Raw genomic sequence first — 16,550 nt, 5'->3', positions numbered from 1 at the left:
AAAAAAGATGCCGGTGATTTCTCACCAACATCAGAAAGTATAGAGCCATAATAAAACCTATGCCCAAAATTTCTTTTGAAAATTTTGGGCATTTTTATTTAAACTAAAGTCAAAAAGCGCTACACTAAAGATAGTAGAATGAAAGGATGTTACGAAAATGGATATTTCAATTATTGATGCAACAAAAGTTACAACTAAAAATGGTTTAGCTATTGGAAAAGATTCTGCTCCAATAAAAATGGTCGAGTTTATGAATGTTCGCTGCCCCTATTGTAAAAAGTGGTTTGAAGAATCATTTGATTTATTGAATGAATATGTAAAAGAAGGCAAAGTTCAACGAATCATCAAACTTTTAGATAAAGAAAAAGAAAGTTTGCAACGCGGTAATGTGATGCATCACCATATCAATTATGATTTGCCTGAAAAAGGCTTGACCGATCTGAAACAAATGTATGATACGCAAGATCAATGGGGAAATCTTTCTTTAGAAGATGTAGCAGTATTTGCAGAAGATAATTTACAACTACCTGAAAAAGAAGAGCCTGAGATTGTCCAAGCTGTGATTGAAGAAGCCGCTGCGGCAAATATTAAATTTGTCCCAACAATCGTGATCGGTGAACATATTTTTGATGAATCCATTACAAAAGAAGAATTGATCAGCTATATAGAAGGTAAGTAAAAAAGATGGGACGAAGCTATTTTAGCTTTGTCTCATCTTTTTTAGAACTATCATCAGAGGTCGGATTTTTGTTTGTTGAAGAATCTTCAATCTCTTTTTCAGCATCTTCTCCAAAACTTAAAATCTTATCCACATCTTCTTTTCCAAGAAAAGTCCCAAGACCTTCTCCAAGTTGTTTGATCTGCCTCATAATAAAATCTTTATCTTCTACACCCATCATTTCCACCTAGCTCTCTGTTATTTTATAATTAGCACCCTATAAAAAGTTATGCACTTTTTTCTCTCAGTTTATCTGCAAATTCATTTATTTTTCGAATGCGATGATTGATACCTGATTTTGAAATAGCACCTGACGGGATCATCTCACCTAATTCTTTTAAACTCACTTCTGGATATTCCAATCGTAATTCAGCAATTTCTTGCAATTTTTCAGGTAAAGCTGTTAATCCTACAACACTTTCGATGAACTGAATATTTTCAATTTGTTTTGACGCCGCATCAATCGTTTTATTAAGATTTGCCGTTTCACAGTTGACTAAACGATTCACAGAATTGCGCATATCACGAACGATTCTGACGTCTTCAAATTTCAACATAGAATTCGTCGCACCAATCAGCGTTAAAAAATCAGCGATTCGTTCCGCACCTTTTAAATAGGAAATATATCCATTCCTTCGTTCCAATGTTCGTGCATTTAAATCATAATAATTCAGCATCTGACAAATATCGTCGTTATGCTCTTCGTAAATCGAAAATATTTCTAAATGATAGCGACTTGTTTCTGGATTGTTGACTGATCCAGAAGCCATAAATGCGCCCCTTAAATAAGATTTCATTTTTTGGGCATTCCCTATAATATCATCTGATACATGAGTATTAAACATCATACCGTCTAGAATATCTAAATCAGCAAGCACACTTTTTGTATCTTGTTTTAACCTTACGATATAGACGTTATTCTTCTTTAATTTCATTTTTTTTCGGACTAATAATTCTGAGCGAACATCATAATGATCTTTTAAAAGAGAATAGATTCGTCTGGCGATTGCTGCATTTTCTGTTTGAACATTCAATACAAATTGTTGATTCACAATACTTAGTGAACCGTTCATTCGAATTAAAGCAGCTAATTCTGCTCTAGCATGTTCCCGATGAACCTCTAACGTCGTTAATTCTTTTTTAACATCTGCTGCAAAAGACAATCTCCTCGCCCCCTCTCTTATTCATAGGTTTTAATATCTTGCGCCAAACACAATTCGGAATAGTTCATCCACTACCTTATCACCATCATGAAAAACGCCGCCATCTCGAAGTTTTAAAAAGTCTGTGGAAATTACACGACAGCCTTCGTCTCTCAATTTCTTAAAGTCATGTTCCACTTGAACTAAATATTCATCATAAATTTCTGGATCCATATAACCTTCAGGTACATTTTCCGTATTAACTAAAACAGTATCAACGAATTTATTTTTAAGATGTTCATGCAATACGCAAACATGGTCTGCATCCGTAAAATGTTCGGTTTCACCTTTTTGAGTCATAATATTACAAATATAAACCACTTCGCCCTTGGCATTGATGATTGCATCTCCGATTTCACTGATCACTAGGTTAGGTAAAATACTAGTAAACATACTCCCAGGCCCTAAAACGATCATATCGGCTTCTTCAATTGCTTTTACTACTTTTCGGGCAGCTTTCGGCTGTTCTTCATCATTTGTATTCGTCACAAAAACATGATCAATCGTTTTTCGATCTACAGCTATACTAGATTCACCGACAGCAATAGAACCATCCTTAAAAACAGCATGCAAAGTCAACGGTCTTTCAGATGAAGGAAAAACATGTCCATCTACATGCATCATTTTTGAAAGTAACTGAATCGCTTCATACGTACTACCTCGCATCTCTGAAACGGCGGCAATAATCAAATTACCGATGGCATGATTAGCAAAATATTTATCTGATTTGTCAAAACGATATTGAAAGATATCTTCATATAATTGCGGCATATCAGATAACGCAACTAAGACATTGCGGAGATCACCCGGTGGCGTCATATTCATCGATTCTCGAATCTCCCCACTGCTTCCTCCATCATCTGCAACAGTCACAACCGCTGTAATGTCTGCACTTTGATTCCGTAAACTTTTTAAAATAACAGGTAAGCCAGTCCCTCCACCGACCACAACGATTTTGGGTTTTCGAATTCGATAAGTTTTCATCTTCATGATCGATTTACCGTCTCTTTCCTCTTACCTTTATCTCGATGAGTAATATTGACATGATAATCTTGTCCAAGTTCTTTTCCTACACGTTCTGTCAATGCAACGGAGCGATGCTGCCCACCAGTACAACCAATGGCGATCGTAATACTCGATTTCCCTTCTTTTTCATATCCAGGCATCACATTTTTTAACAAATCAATAAATCGAGTATAAAAGTTTTCAGTTTCTGGGAAACTCATCACGTAATCATAGACAGATGGATCTTGTCCTGTCAACGGTTTTAGCTCTGGAATATAATGAGGATTTGGTAAAAAACGAACATCCATAACAATATCTGCATCAATTGGCAAACCATATTTAAAACCAAATGAAACGAGTTCAACACGAAATTCATGCGTATCTCTAGTTTTAAACTCTTCATTGATTCGTTCTCTCAGTTGTCTTGGTGATAAATCAGTTGTATCGATCACAACTTGGGCATCACCTCTGATTTCTTCAAGAATTGCTCGCTCTTTTCTAATTCCTTCTGTGATCAAACCATCCATCGCTAATGGATGAGCACGACGCGTTTCTTTATAACGAGAGACAAGCTCTTCATCCGTCGCATCCAAAAACATAATTGTTGTATCAATCAAGTTCGTATTTTCAAGTTCGACTAACATATCTTGAATTTCTCTAAAAAAATTACGAGAGCGTAAATCAATCACTAGCGCTATCTTGGTCACTTTTCCAGATTCTTTGATCAATTCCCAAAACTTAGGAATCAAGCTTGGCGGCATATTATCGATACAAAAATACCCCATATCTTCAAAACTTTGAATAGCTACAGTCTTTCCTGCTCCGCTCATTCCAGTGATTATAACTAATTGTAAATTATCAGCCATTTTTTAGCGCTCCTTTTAAATCATTTTACTAATTATAGCATCCCGGGTGTATCAAAGAAAGCTTTTCAAACAATTCTAGTGATTCATTCATACTTTCTTAGACTTTAATGATTTATTTAAAATTATTTACTGCTATTCTCAATTACACGAGATTTTAACACATATATATTTTTTTAATATTTATTATTTTAAAAAAATAATGAAAAAATAATTCGAGTTTACATCTGTGCATTTTTTTCTGAAAACAAAAAAACAGAATAAACATTTTATCGTTTATTCTGGTCTATTATTATTATTTGTTCATTTATCTGACAATTTATATTACTATTTATTAAACATTTTTCTTCTTATATTCATAAACACACAGCTAGAATCTCTAAAAATCAAGCATCTTCAATTACATTAAAATAATTCAAGTTTAGAATCGGATCATCACAATTTATAGCTATACGATCCGTTGGATGGCATTTAATCACTCTAACTTGTAAATCTTTTTCTTTTTTGGAGATGGCCTCTCCTACAAAAAACCAAGAAAAATTCGATCCATGACAAACATAATGTGCACCAATCTGTATTTCTTTCTTTTCCAAGAAAAAATCATCCTTTCATACTGTTTTCATAACTATAGAATATCATGTTTTTAAAAATAATATCGTTCAACTTGCGTATAAATATTTTCTTTTTTTGACTATTTTTAAATTTAAATGATTAAAAAATATAAATTTTCATTCATTTCATTATTTTTTTCTCATTTATATTCATTTAATAGTTCTCATTATTTTTTTAATTAAATATAATAAATGTACAAAAAAAGACAGCCTTTCAATTAATGAAGGCTGTGCTTTTCTTTTTTGAACGGATTATTTATAGAAGGATAGATATATACCAATTAGGTTGAACAATATATCTATCTGACTGTGATTTTACTTCAAAATCACAGAGAAATCAATAGCAATCATATTTTTTTATTCAACCTTCAAACTTTCTTTAAAAGTGGTGTAACACTTTCCAAATAGAGTATACCAATTTATAAAACTCGTTTCAGATAGTTTCCAGTATAGCTTGCTTTTACTTTGGCTATTTCTTCAGGTGTTCCTGTTGCAACAATCGTTCCACCACCGTCTCCGCCTTCTGGACCTAAATCAATTACATGATCTGCTGATTTAATTACGTCTAGATTGTGTTCGATTACAAGCACTGTATTCCCTGCTTCAACAAGTCTTTCTAATACAACAAGCAAACGGGCGATATCATCTGTATGCAATCCTGTTGTCGGCTCATCTAGAATATAGAAATTTTTACCGTTTGAATTTTTATGAAGTTCACTTGCCAATTTCATTCGCTGTGCTTCTCCACCAGATAATGTGGTTGCTGGTTGTCCTAAGGTAACATAACCCAAGCCTACATCAACAATTGTTTTCAATTTGCGATGGATTTTTGGAATATGTTGGAAGAATTCTACCGCATCTTCAACAGTTAAATCTAATATATCAGAAATATTCTTTCCTTTATAGTGAACTTCTAATGTTTCAGAATTGTAGCGTTTGCCATGGCAAACTTCACAAGGCACATAGACATCAGGTAAAAAGTGCATTTCAATTTTAATGATTCCATCACCACGACAAGCTTCACAGCGGCCACCTTTAACATTAAAACTAAATCGTCCTTTTTTGTATCCACGCACTTTAGCTTCATTTGTTTTCGCAAATAAATCACGAATATCATCAAAAACACTTGTATATGTTGCTGGATTACTTCGTGGAGTGCGTCCAATTGGACTTTGATCAATATCGATGATTTTTTCAATATTTTTATATCCAGTGATACTTTTATGTTTTCCTGGTTTATTGGAATTACGGTTGATTTTTTGTGCTAAAGCTTTTTTCAATATCTGGTTCACTAAAGTACTTTTTCCTGACCCAGAAACTCCACTAACGGCTACAAACTCTCCTAAAGGAAACTCCACTGTAACATTTTTTAAATTATTTTCAGTTGCCCCCGTCACTTTAATTTTCTTACCATTGCCTTTACGACGTTCTTTAGGAACAGGAATCACTTTTTTTCCAGAAAGATATTGTCCCGTTAATGAATTCGGATTTTTAGCAACTTCATCTGGTGTTCCGCAAGCAACGATTTCACCACCTAAATGTCCAGCACCTGGTCCCACATCGATTAAATAGTCAGATGCCCACATCGTGTCTTCATCATGTTCAACAACGATCAGTGTATTGCCTAAATCACGCATTTTCTTAAGTGACTCGATCAAACGGTCGTTATCACGCTGATGCAGTCCAATCGACGGTTCATCTAAGATGTATAATACACCAGATAAGTTGGAACCAATTTGTGTTGCTAAACGGATCCGTTGCGCTTCACCACCTGATAAAGTTCCCGCCGCTCGGCTAAGAGTTAAATAATCCAGCCCAACGTTTTTTAAAAAGTTCAAACGATCTTCTACTTCTTTTAAAATTGGTTTGGCAATCATTTGTTCTTGTTCCGACAATTTAACTGTTTCAAAAAATTGAACTGCATTTTTGATAGCTAGTTCACTAACTTGACCAATATTTGTATTATCTATTTTGACTGATAAAGCTTGAGGGTTCAAACGATACCCCTTACAGGTCTGACAGGTCAATTCTGTCATGTATAAACGCATTTGATCACGTGTAAAATCACTATTTGTTTCATGGTAACGGCGTTTTATATTCGTTAAAACACCTTCAAACGGGACTTCCACATCACGGACTCCACCAAAATCATTTTCATAATGGAAATGGAAAGGTTCACCATTAGATCCGTTTAAAATAATATCTTGATGCTCTTCTGGCAACTCTTCGAATGGTGTATTCATGTCGATATTAAAACTATCGGCCGCTTGTTCCAACATTTGAGGATAGTATTGTGAGCTAATTGGATTCCAAGGGGCAATTGCTCCTTTACGCAATGTTTTCGTCGGATCAGGAATCACTAGATCACGATCGACCTCTAATTTTATTCCTAATCCATCACAATCAGGACAGGCTCCAAATGGTGCATTGAAAGAAAATAGTCTTGGTTCTAATTCACCGACTGTAAAACCACAGTAGGGGCAAGCGTAATGTTCACTGAAGAGCATTTCTTCCCCATCTATGACATCTACTAACGCATACCCATCAGCAAGTCTTAGGGCCGCTTCAAATGAATCAAATAAACGAGAACGGATTCCTTCTTTTACTACGATTCGATCAATGACAATTGCAATATCATGTTTTTTATTTTTCTCAAGTTCAGGTGCTTCCGTTACGTCATACGTTTCTCCATCAACACGCATCCGAACATAGCCTTCACGTTGAATCATCTCAAATATTTTTTTATGTTGGCCTTTTTTCTTGACGATCACAGGAGCTAATACTTGAAGTTTCGTTTTTTCTGGTAATTCCAGCACTTTGTCTACCATTTGTTCAACAGATTGACTGCTGATTTCAGTCCCATCGTTAGGACAAATCGGATGACCTACGCGAGCGAATAACAGTCTGAGGTAATCATTGATTTCTGTTACTGTTCCGACGGTTGAGCGCGGGTTTTTACTTGTTGTTTTTTGATCGATAGAAATCGCTGGACTCAGACCATCGATGCTGTCGACATCTGGTTTATCCATTTGACCTAAAAATTGTCTAGCGTAGGCCGAAAGACTTTCTACGTAGCGGCGTTGGCCTTCCGCATATAGTGTATCGAAGGCAAGTGAACTTTTCCCAGAACCAGATAATCCGGTAACTACAACCATCTTGTCACGGGGAATCGTAACATCTATATTTTTTAAATTATGTGCGCGTGCGCCATGAATGACGATTTTATCATTTGCCATTAGTTCTCTCCTTTATTTATTGGTCCGATGTCCCTTACTTCTACGCGAATAAATTCGCAAGAGTAACGGCTCTCCTTTGCTGTGAAACACAGCGAGTATTCTTATGAGCTGATGTTGAACAGTACAAGGTGACCGCAGGGAACGTTGATCCTTTTTCCCGAACCACAGTGAGTGTCATTTAATCTGCTGCTTTCAATTCCAAAATCGTGTCTCTTAAAGTCGCTGCAGTCTCAAAGTCTAATGCTTTCGCTGCATCTCGCATTTCTTTTTCTAATTTCATCAATAAATCAGCTTTTTCTTGACGAGTCAATTCATGATAATCTTTATCAATTTTGAACGGCTCACCTTTTTCATTTGTTTTAGAAATTGAAATCAACTCACGAATTTCTTTGATGATCGTTTTTGGTATAATACCGTGTTCTTCATTGTATTTTTCTTGAATTGAGCGACGACGTGCGGTTTCATCAATAGCTTTTTGCATCGAATCAGTCATTTTATCTGCATACATAATGACACGACCATCTGAGTTACGAGCGGCACGTCCAATTGTTTGAATCAATGAGCGCTCACTTCTCAAGAAGCCTTCTTTATCGGCATCCAAAATCGCAATCAATGATACTTCCGGTACATCCAGTCCTTCACGAAGTAAATTGATGCCAATCAGCACATCAAACTCTCCTAAACGTAAATCCCGAATGATTTCTGTTCGTTCTAACGTTTTGATATCACTATGAAGGTACTTGACCTTGATTCCTAATTCTTTAAGGTAATCCGTCAAATCTTCAGACATTTTCTTCGTTAAGGTCGTGATAAATACACGTTGATCCTTCTCTACACGATCATGAATTTCACCGACTAAATCATCAATTTGCCCCATGATCGGACGGACTTCAATCAATGGATCCAACAATCCTGTCGGTCGGATGATTTGTGGAATCACAGTATCAGTTTGTTCATATTCATAAGGTCCAGGTGTAGCAGAAACATAGACCACTTGATGGACATGCTTTTCGAATTCTTCTAAACGTAATGGACGATTATCCAATGCGCTAGGCAAACGGAAACCATAATCTACTAGCATTTGTTTTCTAGCTCGGTCACCATTATACATACCTCGAATTTGAGGCATCGACACATGAGATTCATCGATCACAAGTAAAAAGTCATCTGGAAAGAAGTCGATCAAGGTATACGGCGGCTCTCCTTCTGAGCGACCATCCATATGACGGGAATAATTTTCGATCCCAGATGTGTAGCCCATTTCTCTCATCATTTCAATATCGTAATTGGTCCGCTGTTCTAAGCGTTGTGCTTCTAACAATTTATTTTCACTACGCAAGACAGTTAAACGAGCCTCTAATTCTTCTTGAATTTGTGAAATCGCATGTTCCATATGATCTTCATTCGTCACAAAGTGGGTCGCAGGGAAAATAGCAACATGTTCAGTCTCGCCCATTACTTCGCCGGTCAAAGCATCGACTTCTCTTATACGTTCAATTTCATCCCCAAAAAATTCAACTCTTAAGGCATGGTCATCTCTTGAGGCAGGAAAAATCTCCACCACATCGCCTCTTACACGAAAACGACCACGTTGAAAATCGATATCATTTCGCTCAAATTGAATGTTTACTAGGTCTGTCAACAACTGACTGCGATCCATCTCCATCCCTACACGAATAGAAACCACTTGTTCACTATATTCCTTAGGATCACCCAAACCAAAAATACATGAAACGGAAGCAACGACAATCACATCGTTTCTTTCTAATAAAGAACTTGTGGCTGAATGGCGTAATTTATCAATCTCATCATTGATACTGGCATCTTTTTCTATATATGTATCGCTCGAAGGAACGTATGCTTCTGGTTGATAATAATCATAATAACTAACAAAATACTCGATTGCGTTATTAGGGAAGAATTCTTTAAACTCTCCATAAAGCTGTCCAGCTAAAGTCTTATTATGAGCAATGACCAATGTCGGTTTGTTCACTTCTGTTATCACATTAGAAATCGTAAAGGTTTTTCCGGTTCCTGTAGCACCTAATAAAATTTGGGCTTTTTCTCCGCCTTCGATGCCTTCAACTAATCGCTTGATTGCTTCTGGCTGATCTCCATCCGGCTTGTATTTTGATACTAAGTCAAATGTATTGGAGGTCTCTCTTTCTATCATTCAACATCCTCCTCTTGCTCCATTTATCGGAATTTTTATCTTTAAAATTGAAAAGAAACTTCTGTATTTATTTTAACATACCGAACATATTTTCGCTAGTTCTAGAATACATTACGTATACGCATTTTTTATCGATTTACATTTTATTTAATCTTTGTTTGTCTTTAATAATGATGAAGAATACTATTTTCGCACCACAGCCGCGTTATGTTTTGTTACATAAGATGTCACAAAATGATTTTTTTTTGAATTTCTAACTGTCAATGACTTGTGCTTTCACCTTTTTTTACTATATAATTATCCAATATGCAAATATAGGAGGTATTTTATGAAAAGGAAACACTTTTTACTTTCATTCATTGTAATGATGACAAGTCTATTGACATTTACCCTTGGGCATCCGGCTCAAGCTGAGGAAAAAACATATAATATAGGAACAGATTTAACTTTTGCTCCCTTTGAATTCCAAGATTCAAAAGGAGAATATGTCGGTATTGACGTTGATTTGCTTAAAGCTATCGCTAAAGATCAAGATTTTAAAGTAAATCTTAAACCACTTGGCTTTGACAGTGCTATCCAAGCCGTACAATCAAACCAAGTTGACGGTATGATCGCTGGTATGAGTATTACCGATGAACGAAAAAAATCTTTTGATTTTTCAGAACCTTATTTTGACAGTGGTCTGCAGATGGCCGTCAAAAAAGGCAATGACAAAATCAAAAATTATGAAGACTTAAAAGGAAAAACGGTCGCAGCTAAAGTTGGAACTGAAAGTGCGACATTCCTAGAGAAAAATCAAGAAAAATACGGCTATACAATAAAAAATTTCGATGATGCAACAGGTCTTTATCAATCGCTTGAAAATGGTGAAACAGATGCGATTTTCGACGATTATCCTGTTTTAGGATATGCTATAACAAATGGTCAAAAACTTCAATTAGTTGGGAAAAAAGAAACAGGTAGTTCTTATGGGTTTGCTGTGAAAAAAGGGCAAAATAAAGAGTTGATCGAAAAATTCAATGCTGGGTTGAAAGAACTTAAAAGTTCAGGTAAATATGATGCTATCGTAAACCAATATATTTCCACTGGAACTGAATCCGAAACAGATACTGATTCTAAAATGAAAAAGATTCAACCAAAAAAAGAAACTTACGTTATTGCGAGTGACTCTACATTTGCTCCGTTTGAATTCCAAAATTCAGATGGTAAATACGAAGGAATCGATGTCGATTTAGTTGAGCGAATTGCTGAACTACAAGATTTTAATGTTGAGTTTAAATTTATCGGCTTCAGTTCTGCGGTTCAAGCGGTCGAATCTGGTCAAGCTGATGCAATGATCGCAGGAATGACGATTACTGACGAACGTGAAAAATCATTTGACTTCTCTACTCCTTATTTCAACAGTGGTATTCAAATTGCTGTCAAAAAAGGCAATGACAGCATCCACTCGTATGAAGATTTAAAAGGTAAAAAAGTTGGTGCTAAAATCGGAACTGAAAGTGCTGATTTCCTTGAAGCTAACAAAGATAAATATGATTATTCAATTAAATATTTAGATACTACAGACGCTTTATACAGCGCCCTTGAAATTGGCGAGATCGATGCCATGATGGATGATTATCCTGTGATCGGTTACGGTATTGCTCAAAAACAACCACTGTCAACGCCGATTCCTCGTGAAGAGGGTGGGAAATACGGTTTTGCTGTGAAAAAAGGTAAAAATCCTGAGTTAGTCCAAATGTTCAATGAGGGATTAGGTGAATTAAAACGAACTGGTGAGTATGATGAAATCATCGGAAAATATGTAAAAGACGGTGCTACTGAAAATAAAGTGGATGAATCAACGCTTATCGGTATGATTCAAAATAACTGGAAACGCCTATTGAGCGGTCTGTGGATGACCATTCAATTAACACTGATTTCATTTATTTTAGCTTTGATAGTGGGTGTGATCTTCGGATTGTTTAGCGCTTCTCCATCCAAAGCATTGCGTGTGATTTCTACTGTCTATGTCGACATTATTCGCGGGATACCCTTAATGGTACTAGCCTTCTTCATTTACTTCGGCTTACCAGGAATTTTAGGATTTAATATCCCCGTGTTCCTTGCTGGGATCATAACATTGACGTTGAATGCCAGTGCTTATATTTCTGAAATAGTCCGAGGCGGTATCAATGCAGTGCCCGTTGGACAAATGGAAGCTTCACGAAGTTTGGGTCTTTCATACAATCGAACAATGCAAAAAATCATTTTACCGCAGGCAATCAAAATCATGATTCCATCTTTCGTCAATCAATTTGTTATTTCTTTAAAAGATACAACGATCCTTTCAGCAATCGGCTTGATCGAATTGTTGCAGACAGGTAAAATCATCGTTGCCAGAAACTTACAAAGTACTATGGTTTACTTTGTGATCGCAATGATGTATTTGATTTTGATCACAGCCTTAACGAAATTAGCTAAAGTTTTGGAAAAGAAGGTGAAATAATATGGCTGAAAAAATTCTAGTAGAACATTTAATAAAAAAATATGGTGATAATACTGTTCTTAACGATATCAACGTCTCTATCCAAGAAGGCGATGTTGTTTGTGTCATCGGCCCATCGGGTTCTGGTAAAAGTACCTTTCTTCGTTGTTTAAATCAACTTGAAGAAGCAACCAGTGGTGATATTATTATCGATGGAGCAAACCTAACAGATAAAAATACAAATATTAATAAAATTCGTCAACATATCGGAATGGTTTTTCAACATTTCAATCTATTCCCACATTTGTCGATTATGGAAAATATTACTTTGGCTCCAACAGATTTAGGTCGTCTTTCAAAAAAAGAAGCCGAAGAAAAGGCGATTAAATTATTAGATACTGTTGGCTTAGCAGATAAAAAAGATAGCTACCCTGAGTCATTGTCGGGTGGTCAAAAGCAACGTGTCGCAATTGCCCGTGCTTTAGCAATGAACCCAGACATCATGTTGTTTGATGAACCGACTTCAGCTCTCGATCCTGAGATGGTTGGCGATGTATTGAATGTCATGAAAAAATTAGCCAAGCAAGGAATGACGATGGTCATCGTAACACATGAAATGGGCTTTGCAAAAGAAGTAGCCAATCGTGTCATGTTCATAGATGGCGGTAATTTCTTAGAAGATGGCACACCACAACAAATCTTTGAAAATCCGCAAAATGAACGGACGAAAGATTTCTTGGATAAAGTACTTAACATTTAAACAAAAAAATGGATTGCTCTTGATTAATAGAGAGTGATCCATTTTTTTTGCTTAGAATGCTCTTTGTTCTTGATAATTCCTGCTTTTTAAAGTAAATTTGAACAGACTCTACCAAGTAAAAGGAGTGTTTTTAAATGAAACGATTTATTTCTTTTTTCACCAATGATTTATTATTTACAAGCTCTTCTCTGATCGCTCTTATCAGTTGCTTATTTGGTTCGTTCTCCTTAAAATCAATTGATTTTAAAGTTATTTTTTGCTTATTTGGTTTGATGCTTTTTGTAAAAAATATTGAAAAGCTTGGGATTCTAAATTATTTTGCTGAAAAAATGATCGATTTTTCTTCGACAACCCGTAGTTTAATCAGAAATATTGTGTTATTAGCATTTATTAGTTCAATGATCCTGACGAACGATGTGGCGATCCTTACATTAATGCCTATTTATTTAACGATCATACAGAAATTTACAGATATGGAAAATAAGATTGCCGGTGCTGTATTATTAATTATCGCCGCTAACTTAGGCAGTAGTTTTTTCCCATTTGGAAATCCGCAAAATCTTTTTTTATTCTCTTACTATTCTCTCTCCACTGCTACATTTTTTGAATGGGCTTTTGCCTTACTGCTTTCTTCCGTTTTATTTTTATTGCTTTCATTTCTATTTATAAAAAAACGACCGATTGCAAAACAAACTGATTCTATTCCGAGAATCGATAAGAAACAGACGATTATTTTAAGTTTGATTGGAGTATTCATTCTTCTTGGTGTTTTTAATATCTTGCCTTATTTCATTGTAATTCCAATCGCTACAAGTATCCTCATTATTTATGATAAAGAAATGCTTTGGCAAGTCGATCATAAATTGTTATGGACATTTATCTTTTTCTTTGTTGCTGTAGGCAATTTTTCTCAAGTAGAAATAATTGCAGCATTTATAAAAGAACAATTTACGACAAATACGCATACCTTTTTTGGAAGTATTTTAGTGAGTCAGATAATTAGTAACGTTCCTGCAGCTATTCTCATTGCTCCTTTCACAGATCGATCGCAAGCTCTTTTTTGGGGAGTAAATATCGGAGGCTTAGGCACGATTGTTGCTTCGTTAGCTAATCTGATTGGTTTTAAGCTTTTTAAAGAGTATTATCCAAAGCAATCAAAAACTTTCCTTCTACAATTTACACTAATAAATTTAGCTTTTTTAATCTGCTTTGTCCTATTTTTTATCTTTTTATTGTAAAAAATTGTGTCCTATTAAAGTAATAAACGTTTGGAGCAGAAGCAACCTTGTTTTTCTAATGTGCTATTTTATGTCCTCTCAAACTAGAATTTTGATGAGTATTCAATTGTCTTTTTGAACTTATTCTAGCTTACACTAACTTTCGTATATAGCGACGATATCATGTATTCTACGCTTCATTTCTGCACGAATATGTAACGGTCCTAAACACTCGCATTTATCCCCGAAACTAAAAAGGATATTGTAGTAATAATCGTTCTCTATGAAAGGAAAATCGACAATATAATGCTCCTCACCATCTGGAGAAAAGTATTCATATGTACAATGATCAAGTACTCTGTCCATTACAGATTTATGGATCCGAATATTGATTTTTGTTTGCATCGTTTTCAGAATATCCGTAAAATCCAATTGCGGTTTTTGATACTCCCGTGGGATAAAGAATCTCATTTGTATTTGGAGGTTGGATATTCGAGACAGCCTGAACAAGCGAAAATCATTTCTTTTAAGGCAATACCCTTGTAGATACCAATGGTTACTTTTCAATATAAGCTGATAAGATTCCACTGTTCGTTCAGTTTTGTCTCCATAGCGACCCGCATATTCAAACGATAGTAGCTTTTTTTCCTGTAAAGCTATTTTAATCATTTCTAAATAAGATTGTCTCTCTCTATTACCCGTCCATGAAGTTAAATCTAGACAAAATTGATTTGTTCTCAGTTCAATTTCTTTTGCTTTATCAGCAGGAATTAAACTTTTTATCTTTGTCAGGGTGTGTATCAGCTCATCTCCTCGTATCATAGTAGAAAGACTAGAAAGTGCCATCAAGATAGTAGAAAGGTCCACATCTGAAAAAACCTTACTATCAATCTTGTAATTGGGCATGATTTCAAATCCACCTCCAACCCCCGATGTTGAGCGAACAGGAATACCTATCCTATTGATCGCCTCTATATCGCGGTAGATTGTGCGTAGTGAAACTTCAAAAATATCTGCTAGTTTCTGCGCACTTATGCGCTCTTTATCCAGTAAAATGATCATAATACTAATAAGTCTTTCAACTTTCATCTGATAATCCTCTTTCAAATTTTCTTTTATTTTATATTGTTGCCATACTGGTGTCAACAATCGCATGATATGCTAAAAGTAAAGGAGGATAAGACGTTATGAAAAAAGCTTTAGTAAAAATGGATCGTTAAAACGGCACCTCAAATAATTAAAAATATCATCGATGCTGTTCCTATTCGTTAAATAGGGTATGAAAATTTACCTACTGTTATAAGAACAGGTAAAAACCATTATATATGGAGCTGAATTAGCAATAGATAAATATTCTATTATCAAATCACATCCTTGTAGCAAAAAAAATTATAATGGAGGAAATTTATGTTTACAATCTATGTTTACGTTCTTGATACTTTAGCCGACTGGGAAATGGGATACGTTCTTTCTGAGCTAAATTCTGGTCGTTTTTTCAAAAAAGAGGCGCAACAACTATCGTTAAAAATGGTTAGCCATTCTATGGAGCCAATCCATACAATGGGTGGACTGACCATTGTGCCTAATTGCTTGATTGATGCTATTGATGTGAGTGAAACAAGCATGCTAATATTACCGGGTGCAGACACGTGGGATGACTCAAAACATGGTGCTATAATAACAAAAGCCAGTGAATTTCTCGCTCTAGACTTTACAGTCTGTGCTATCTGTGGGGCCACTGCTGCACTTGCTAATGTTGGGCTATTGGATAAGCGTCCTCATACCAGTAATGGAGCAGGATTTCTTGAAATGGTTTCACCTGCTTATAAAGGCCAACGTTTTTATATAGATCAGCCATCAGTGGCGGATCACAATCTTATTACTGCAAATTCTACCGGAGCTTTGTTATGGACAAAACAAATTATTGAACATTTAGGAGTTTTTCAATCGGATACACTGGATTTTTGGTACGATTATTTTAATACTGGTGAGGCTGAATATTTCTTCTCACTCATGCAAACTTTACCCTCTAGTAATCAAGATAATTAGCCATTATCCTAAACAAATTGGATCTAATCTAAATCGATTTTTAATTAAATTTACTAGAATAAACTTAGTGCTTCAGATGATCTAGCTTACAATCATAAAAAGACCAGACAAAATTTTTTGTCTGGTTAAAAATTAATTATCTACTCTTTTGACTAAAGACTTCTAAAACTTTCGGAAATAAGCTCAACGTTTAAGAATAATTTTTCTTTAATCCTTGATTACAACGAGGAATGAATTGCTCTCTCCTAA

General features: G+C 35.4%; 13 protein-coding genes. 5 read left to right on the top strand and 8 right to left on the bottom strand.

The window, feature by feature from the left end; genetic code table 11:
• Positions 1 to 157 precede the first annotated feature (157 nt).
• Positions 158 to 679 carry a DsbA family protein gene (locus IGI43_RS15420; RefSeq protein ID WP_438758666.1) on the top strand — a complete coding sequence of 174 codons (522 nt, stop codon included), beginning with the start codon at positions 158 to 160 and terminating at the stop codon, positions 677 to 679.
• A 16-nt stretch (positions 680 to 695) separates the two neighbouring features.
• On the opposite strand, the gene IGI43_RS15415 is transcribed toward IGI43_RS15420, so the two are convergent.
• From IGI43_RS15415 to uvrB, 7 genes are all read right to left on the bottom strand, one after another.
• Positions 696 to 896, bottom strand: coding sequence for a hypothetical protein (locus IGI43_RS15415; protein ID WP_438758665.1), 201 nt, complete (start codon positions 894 to 896; stop codon positions 696 to 698).
• Positions 897 to 945: 49 nt separating this feature from the next.
• Positions 946 to 1,881: a DNA-binding protein WhiA gene (gene whiA, locus IGI43_RS15410; protein ID WP_438758664.1), complete on the bottom strand. Its 936-nt coding sequence runs from the start codon at positions 1,879 to 1,881 to the stop codon at positions 946 to 948.
• Between the two features lie 30 nt (positions 1,882 to 1,911).
• Positions 1,912 to 2,910, bottom strand: a complete 999-nt coding sequence (locus tag IGI43_RS15405) for a gluconeogenesis factor YvcK family protein (RefSeq protein WP_438758663.1) — start codon at positions 2,908 to 2,910, stop codon at positions 1,912 to 1,914.
• Entirely contained in the window at positions 2,907 to 3,791 is an 885-nt protein-coding gene (gene rapZ / locus IGI43_RS15400; RefSeq protein WP_438758662.1) for an RNase adapter RapZ, read from the bottom strand. Before rapZ ends, IGI43_RS15405 begins: the two co-directional genes overlap by 4 nt.
• Positions 3,792 to 4,174: 383 nt before the next feature.
• Positions 4,175 to 4,381: a hypothetical protein gene (locus tag IGI43_RS15395; protein ID WP_438758661.1), complete on the bottom strand. Its 207-nt coding sequence runs from the start codon at positions 4,379 to 4,381 to the stop codon at positions 4,175 to 4,177.
• A 437-nt stretch (positions 4,382 to 4,818) separates the two neighbouring features.
• Positions 4,819 to 7,635, bottom strand: a complete 2,817-nt coding sequence (gene uvrA / locus IGI43_RS15390) for an excinuclease ABC subunit UvrA (RefSeq protein ID WP_438758660.1) — start codon at positions 7,633 to 7,635, stop codon at positions 4,819 to 4,821.
• Between the two features lie 178 nt (positions 7,636 to 7,813).
• Entirely contained in the window at positions 7,814 to 9,808 is a 1,995-nt protein-coding gene (gene uvrB, locus IGI43_RS15385) for an excinuclease ABC subunit UvrB (protein ID WP_438758659.1), read from the bottom strand.
• A gap of 328 nt (positions 9,809 to 10,136) precedes the next feature.
• Here uvrB and IGI43_RS15380 point away from each other — a divergent pair, with 328 nt between their 5' ends.
• The 3 genes from IGI43_RS15380 to IGI43_RS15370 all read left to right on the top strand — a co-directional run bounded on the left by IGI43_RS15380 (position 10,137) and on the right by IGI43_RS15370 (position 14,273).
• Positions 10,137 to 12,296, top strand: a complete 2,160-nt coding sequence (locus tag IGI43_RS15380; RefSeq protein WP_438758658.1) for an amino acid ABC transporter substrate-binding protein/permease — start codon at positions 10,137 to 10,139, stop codon at positions 12,294 to 12,296.
• Between the two features lies 1 nt (position 12,297).
• The gene (locus tag IGI43_RS15375; protein WP_438758657.1) at positions 12,298 to 13,035 is read left to right on the top strand and encodes an amino acid ABC transporter ATP-binding protein; all 738 of its coding nucleotides are present in this window, start codon (positions 12,298 to 12,300) and stop codon (positions 13,033 to 13,035) included.
• A gap of 134 nt (positions 13,036 to 13,169) precedes the next feature.
• Entirely contained in the window at positions 13,170 to 14,273 is a 1,104-nt protein-coding gene (locus IGI43_RS15370) for an SLC13 family permease (RefSeq protein WP_438758656.1), read from the top strand.
• Between the two features lie 135 nt (positions 14,274 to 14,408).
• On the opposite strand, the gene IGI43_RS15365 is transcribed toward IGI43_RS15370, so the two are convergent.
• On the bottom strand, positions 14,409 to 15,341 hold the full coding sequence (locus IGI43_RS15365) for a helix-turn-helix transcriptional regulator (RefSeq protein ID WP_438758655.1): 933 nt from the start codon (positions 15,339 to 15,341) through the stop codon (positions 14,409 to 14,411).
• Positions 15,342 to 15,659: 318 nt separating this feature from the next.
• On the opposite strand from IGI43_RS15365, the gene IGI43_RS15360 reads away from it, so the two are divergent.
• Entirely contained in the window at positions 15,660 to 16,301 is a 642-nt protein-coding gene (locus tag IGI43_RS15360; RefSeq protein WP_438758654.1) for a type 1 glutamine amidotransferase family protein, read from the top strand.
• Positions 16,302 to 16,550: the final 249 nt, after the last annotated feature.

This window comes from Enterococcus sp. AZ126, from assembly GCF_051714545.1.
In the GTDB taxonomy this organism is placed as follows: Bacteria; Bacillota; Bacilli; order Lactobacillales; family Enterococcaceae; genus Enterococcus_L.
Note: the sequence above shows the minus strand (reverse complement) of the source record. Positions and strands in the feature narration are given on the sequence as shown.

Bases quoted from the DNA above. Each gene is read 5' to 3' on its own strand.
- IGI43_RS15415 (WP_438758665.1), bottom strand. From the start codon at position 896: ATGGGTGTAGAAGATAAAGATTTTATTATGAGGCAGATCAAACAACTT.
- IGI43_RS15360 (WP_438758654.1), top strand. From the start codon at position 15,660: ATGTTTACAATCTATGTTTACGTTCTTGATACTTTAGCCGACTGGGAA.
- IGI43_RS15420 (WP_438758666.1), top strand. From the start codon at position 158: ATGGATATTTCAATTATTGATGCAACAAAAGTTACAACTAAAAATGGT.
- IGI43_RS15365 (WP_438758655.1), bottom strand. From the start codon at position 15,341: ATGAAAGTTGAAAGACTTATTAGTATTATGATCATTTTACTGGATAAA.
- IGI43_RS15375 (WP_438758657.1), top strand. From the start codon at position 12,298: ATGGCTGAAAAAATTCTAGTAGAACATTTAATAAAAAAATATGGTGAT.
- uvrB (WP_438758659.1), bottom strand. From the start codon at position 9,808: ATGATAGAAAGAGAGACCTCCAATACATTTGACTTAGTATCAAAATAC.
- rapZ (WP_438758662.1), bottom strand. From the start codon at position 3,791: ATGGCTGATAATTTACAATTAGTTATAATCACTGGAATGAGCGGAGCA.
- IGI43_RS15405 (WP_438758663.1), bottom strand. From the start codon at position 2,910: ATGAAGATGAAAACTTATCGAATTCGAAAACCCAAAATCGTTGTGGTC.
- uvrA (WP_438758660.1), bottom strand. From the start codon at position 7,635: ATGGCAAATGATAAAATCGTCATTCATGGCGCACGCGCACATAATTTA.
- IGI43_RS15380 (WP_438758658.1), top strand. From the start codon at position 10,137: ATGAAAAGGAAACACTTTTTACTTTCATTCATTGTAATGATGACAAGT.
- IGI43_RS15370 (WP_438758656.1), top strand. From the start codon at position 13,170: ATGAAACGATTTATTTCTTTTTTCACCAATGATTTATTATTTACAAGC.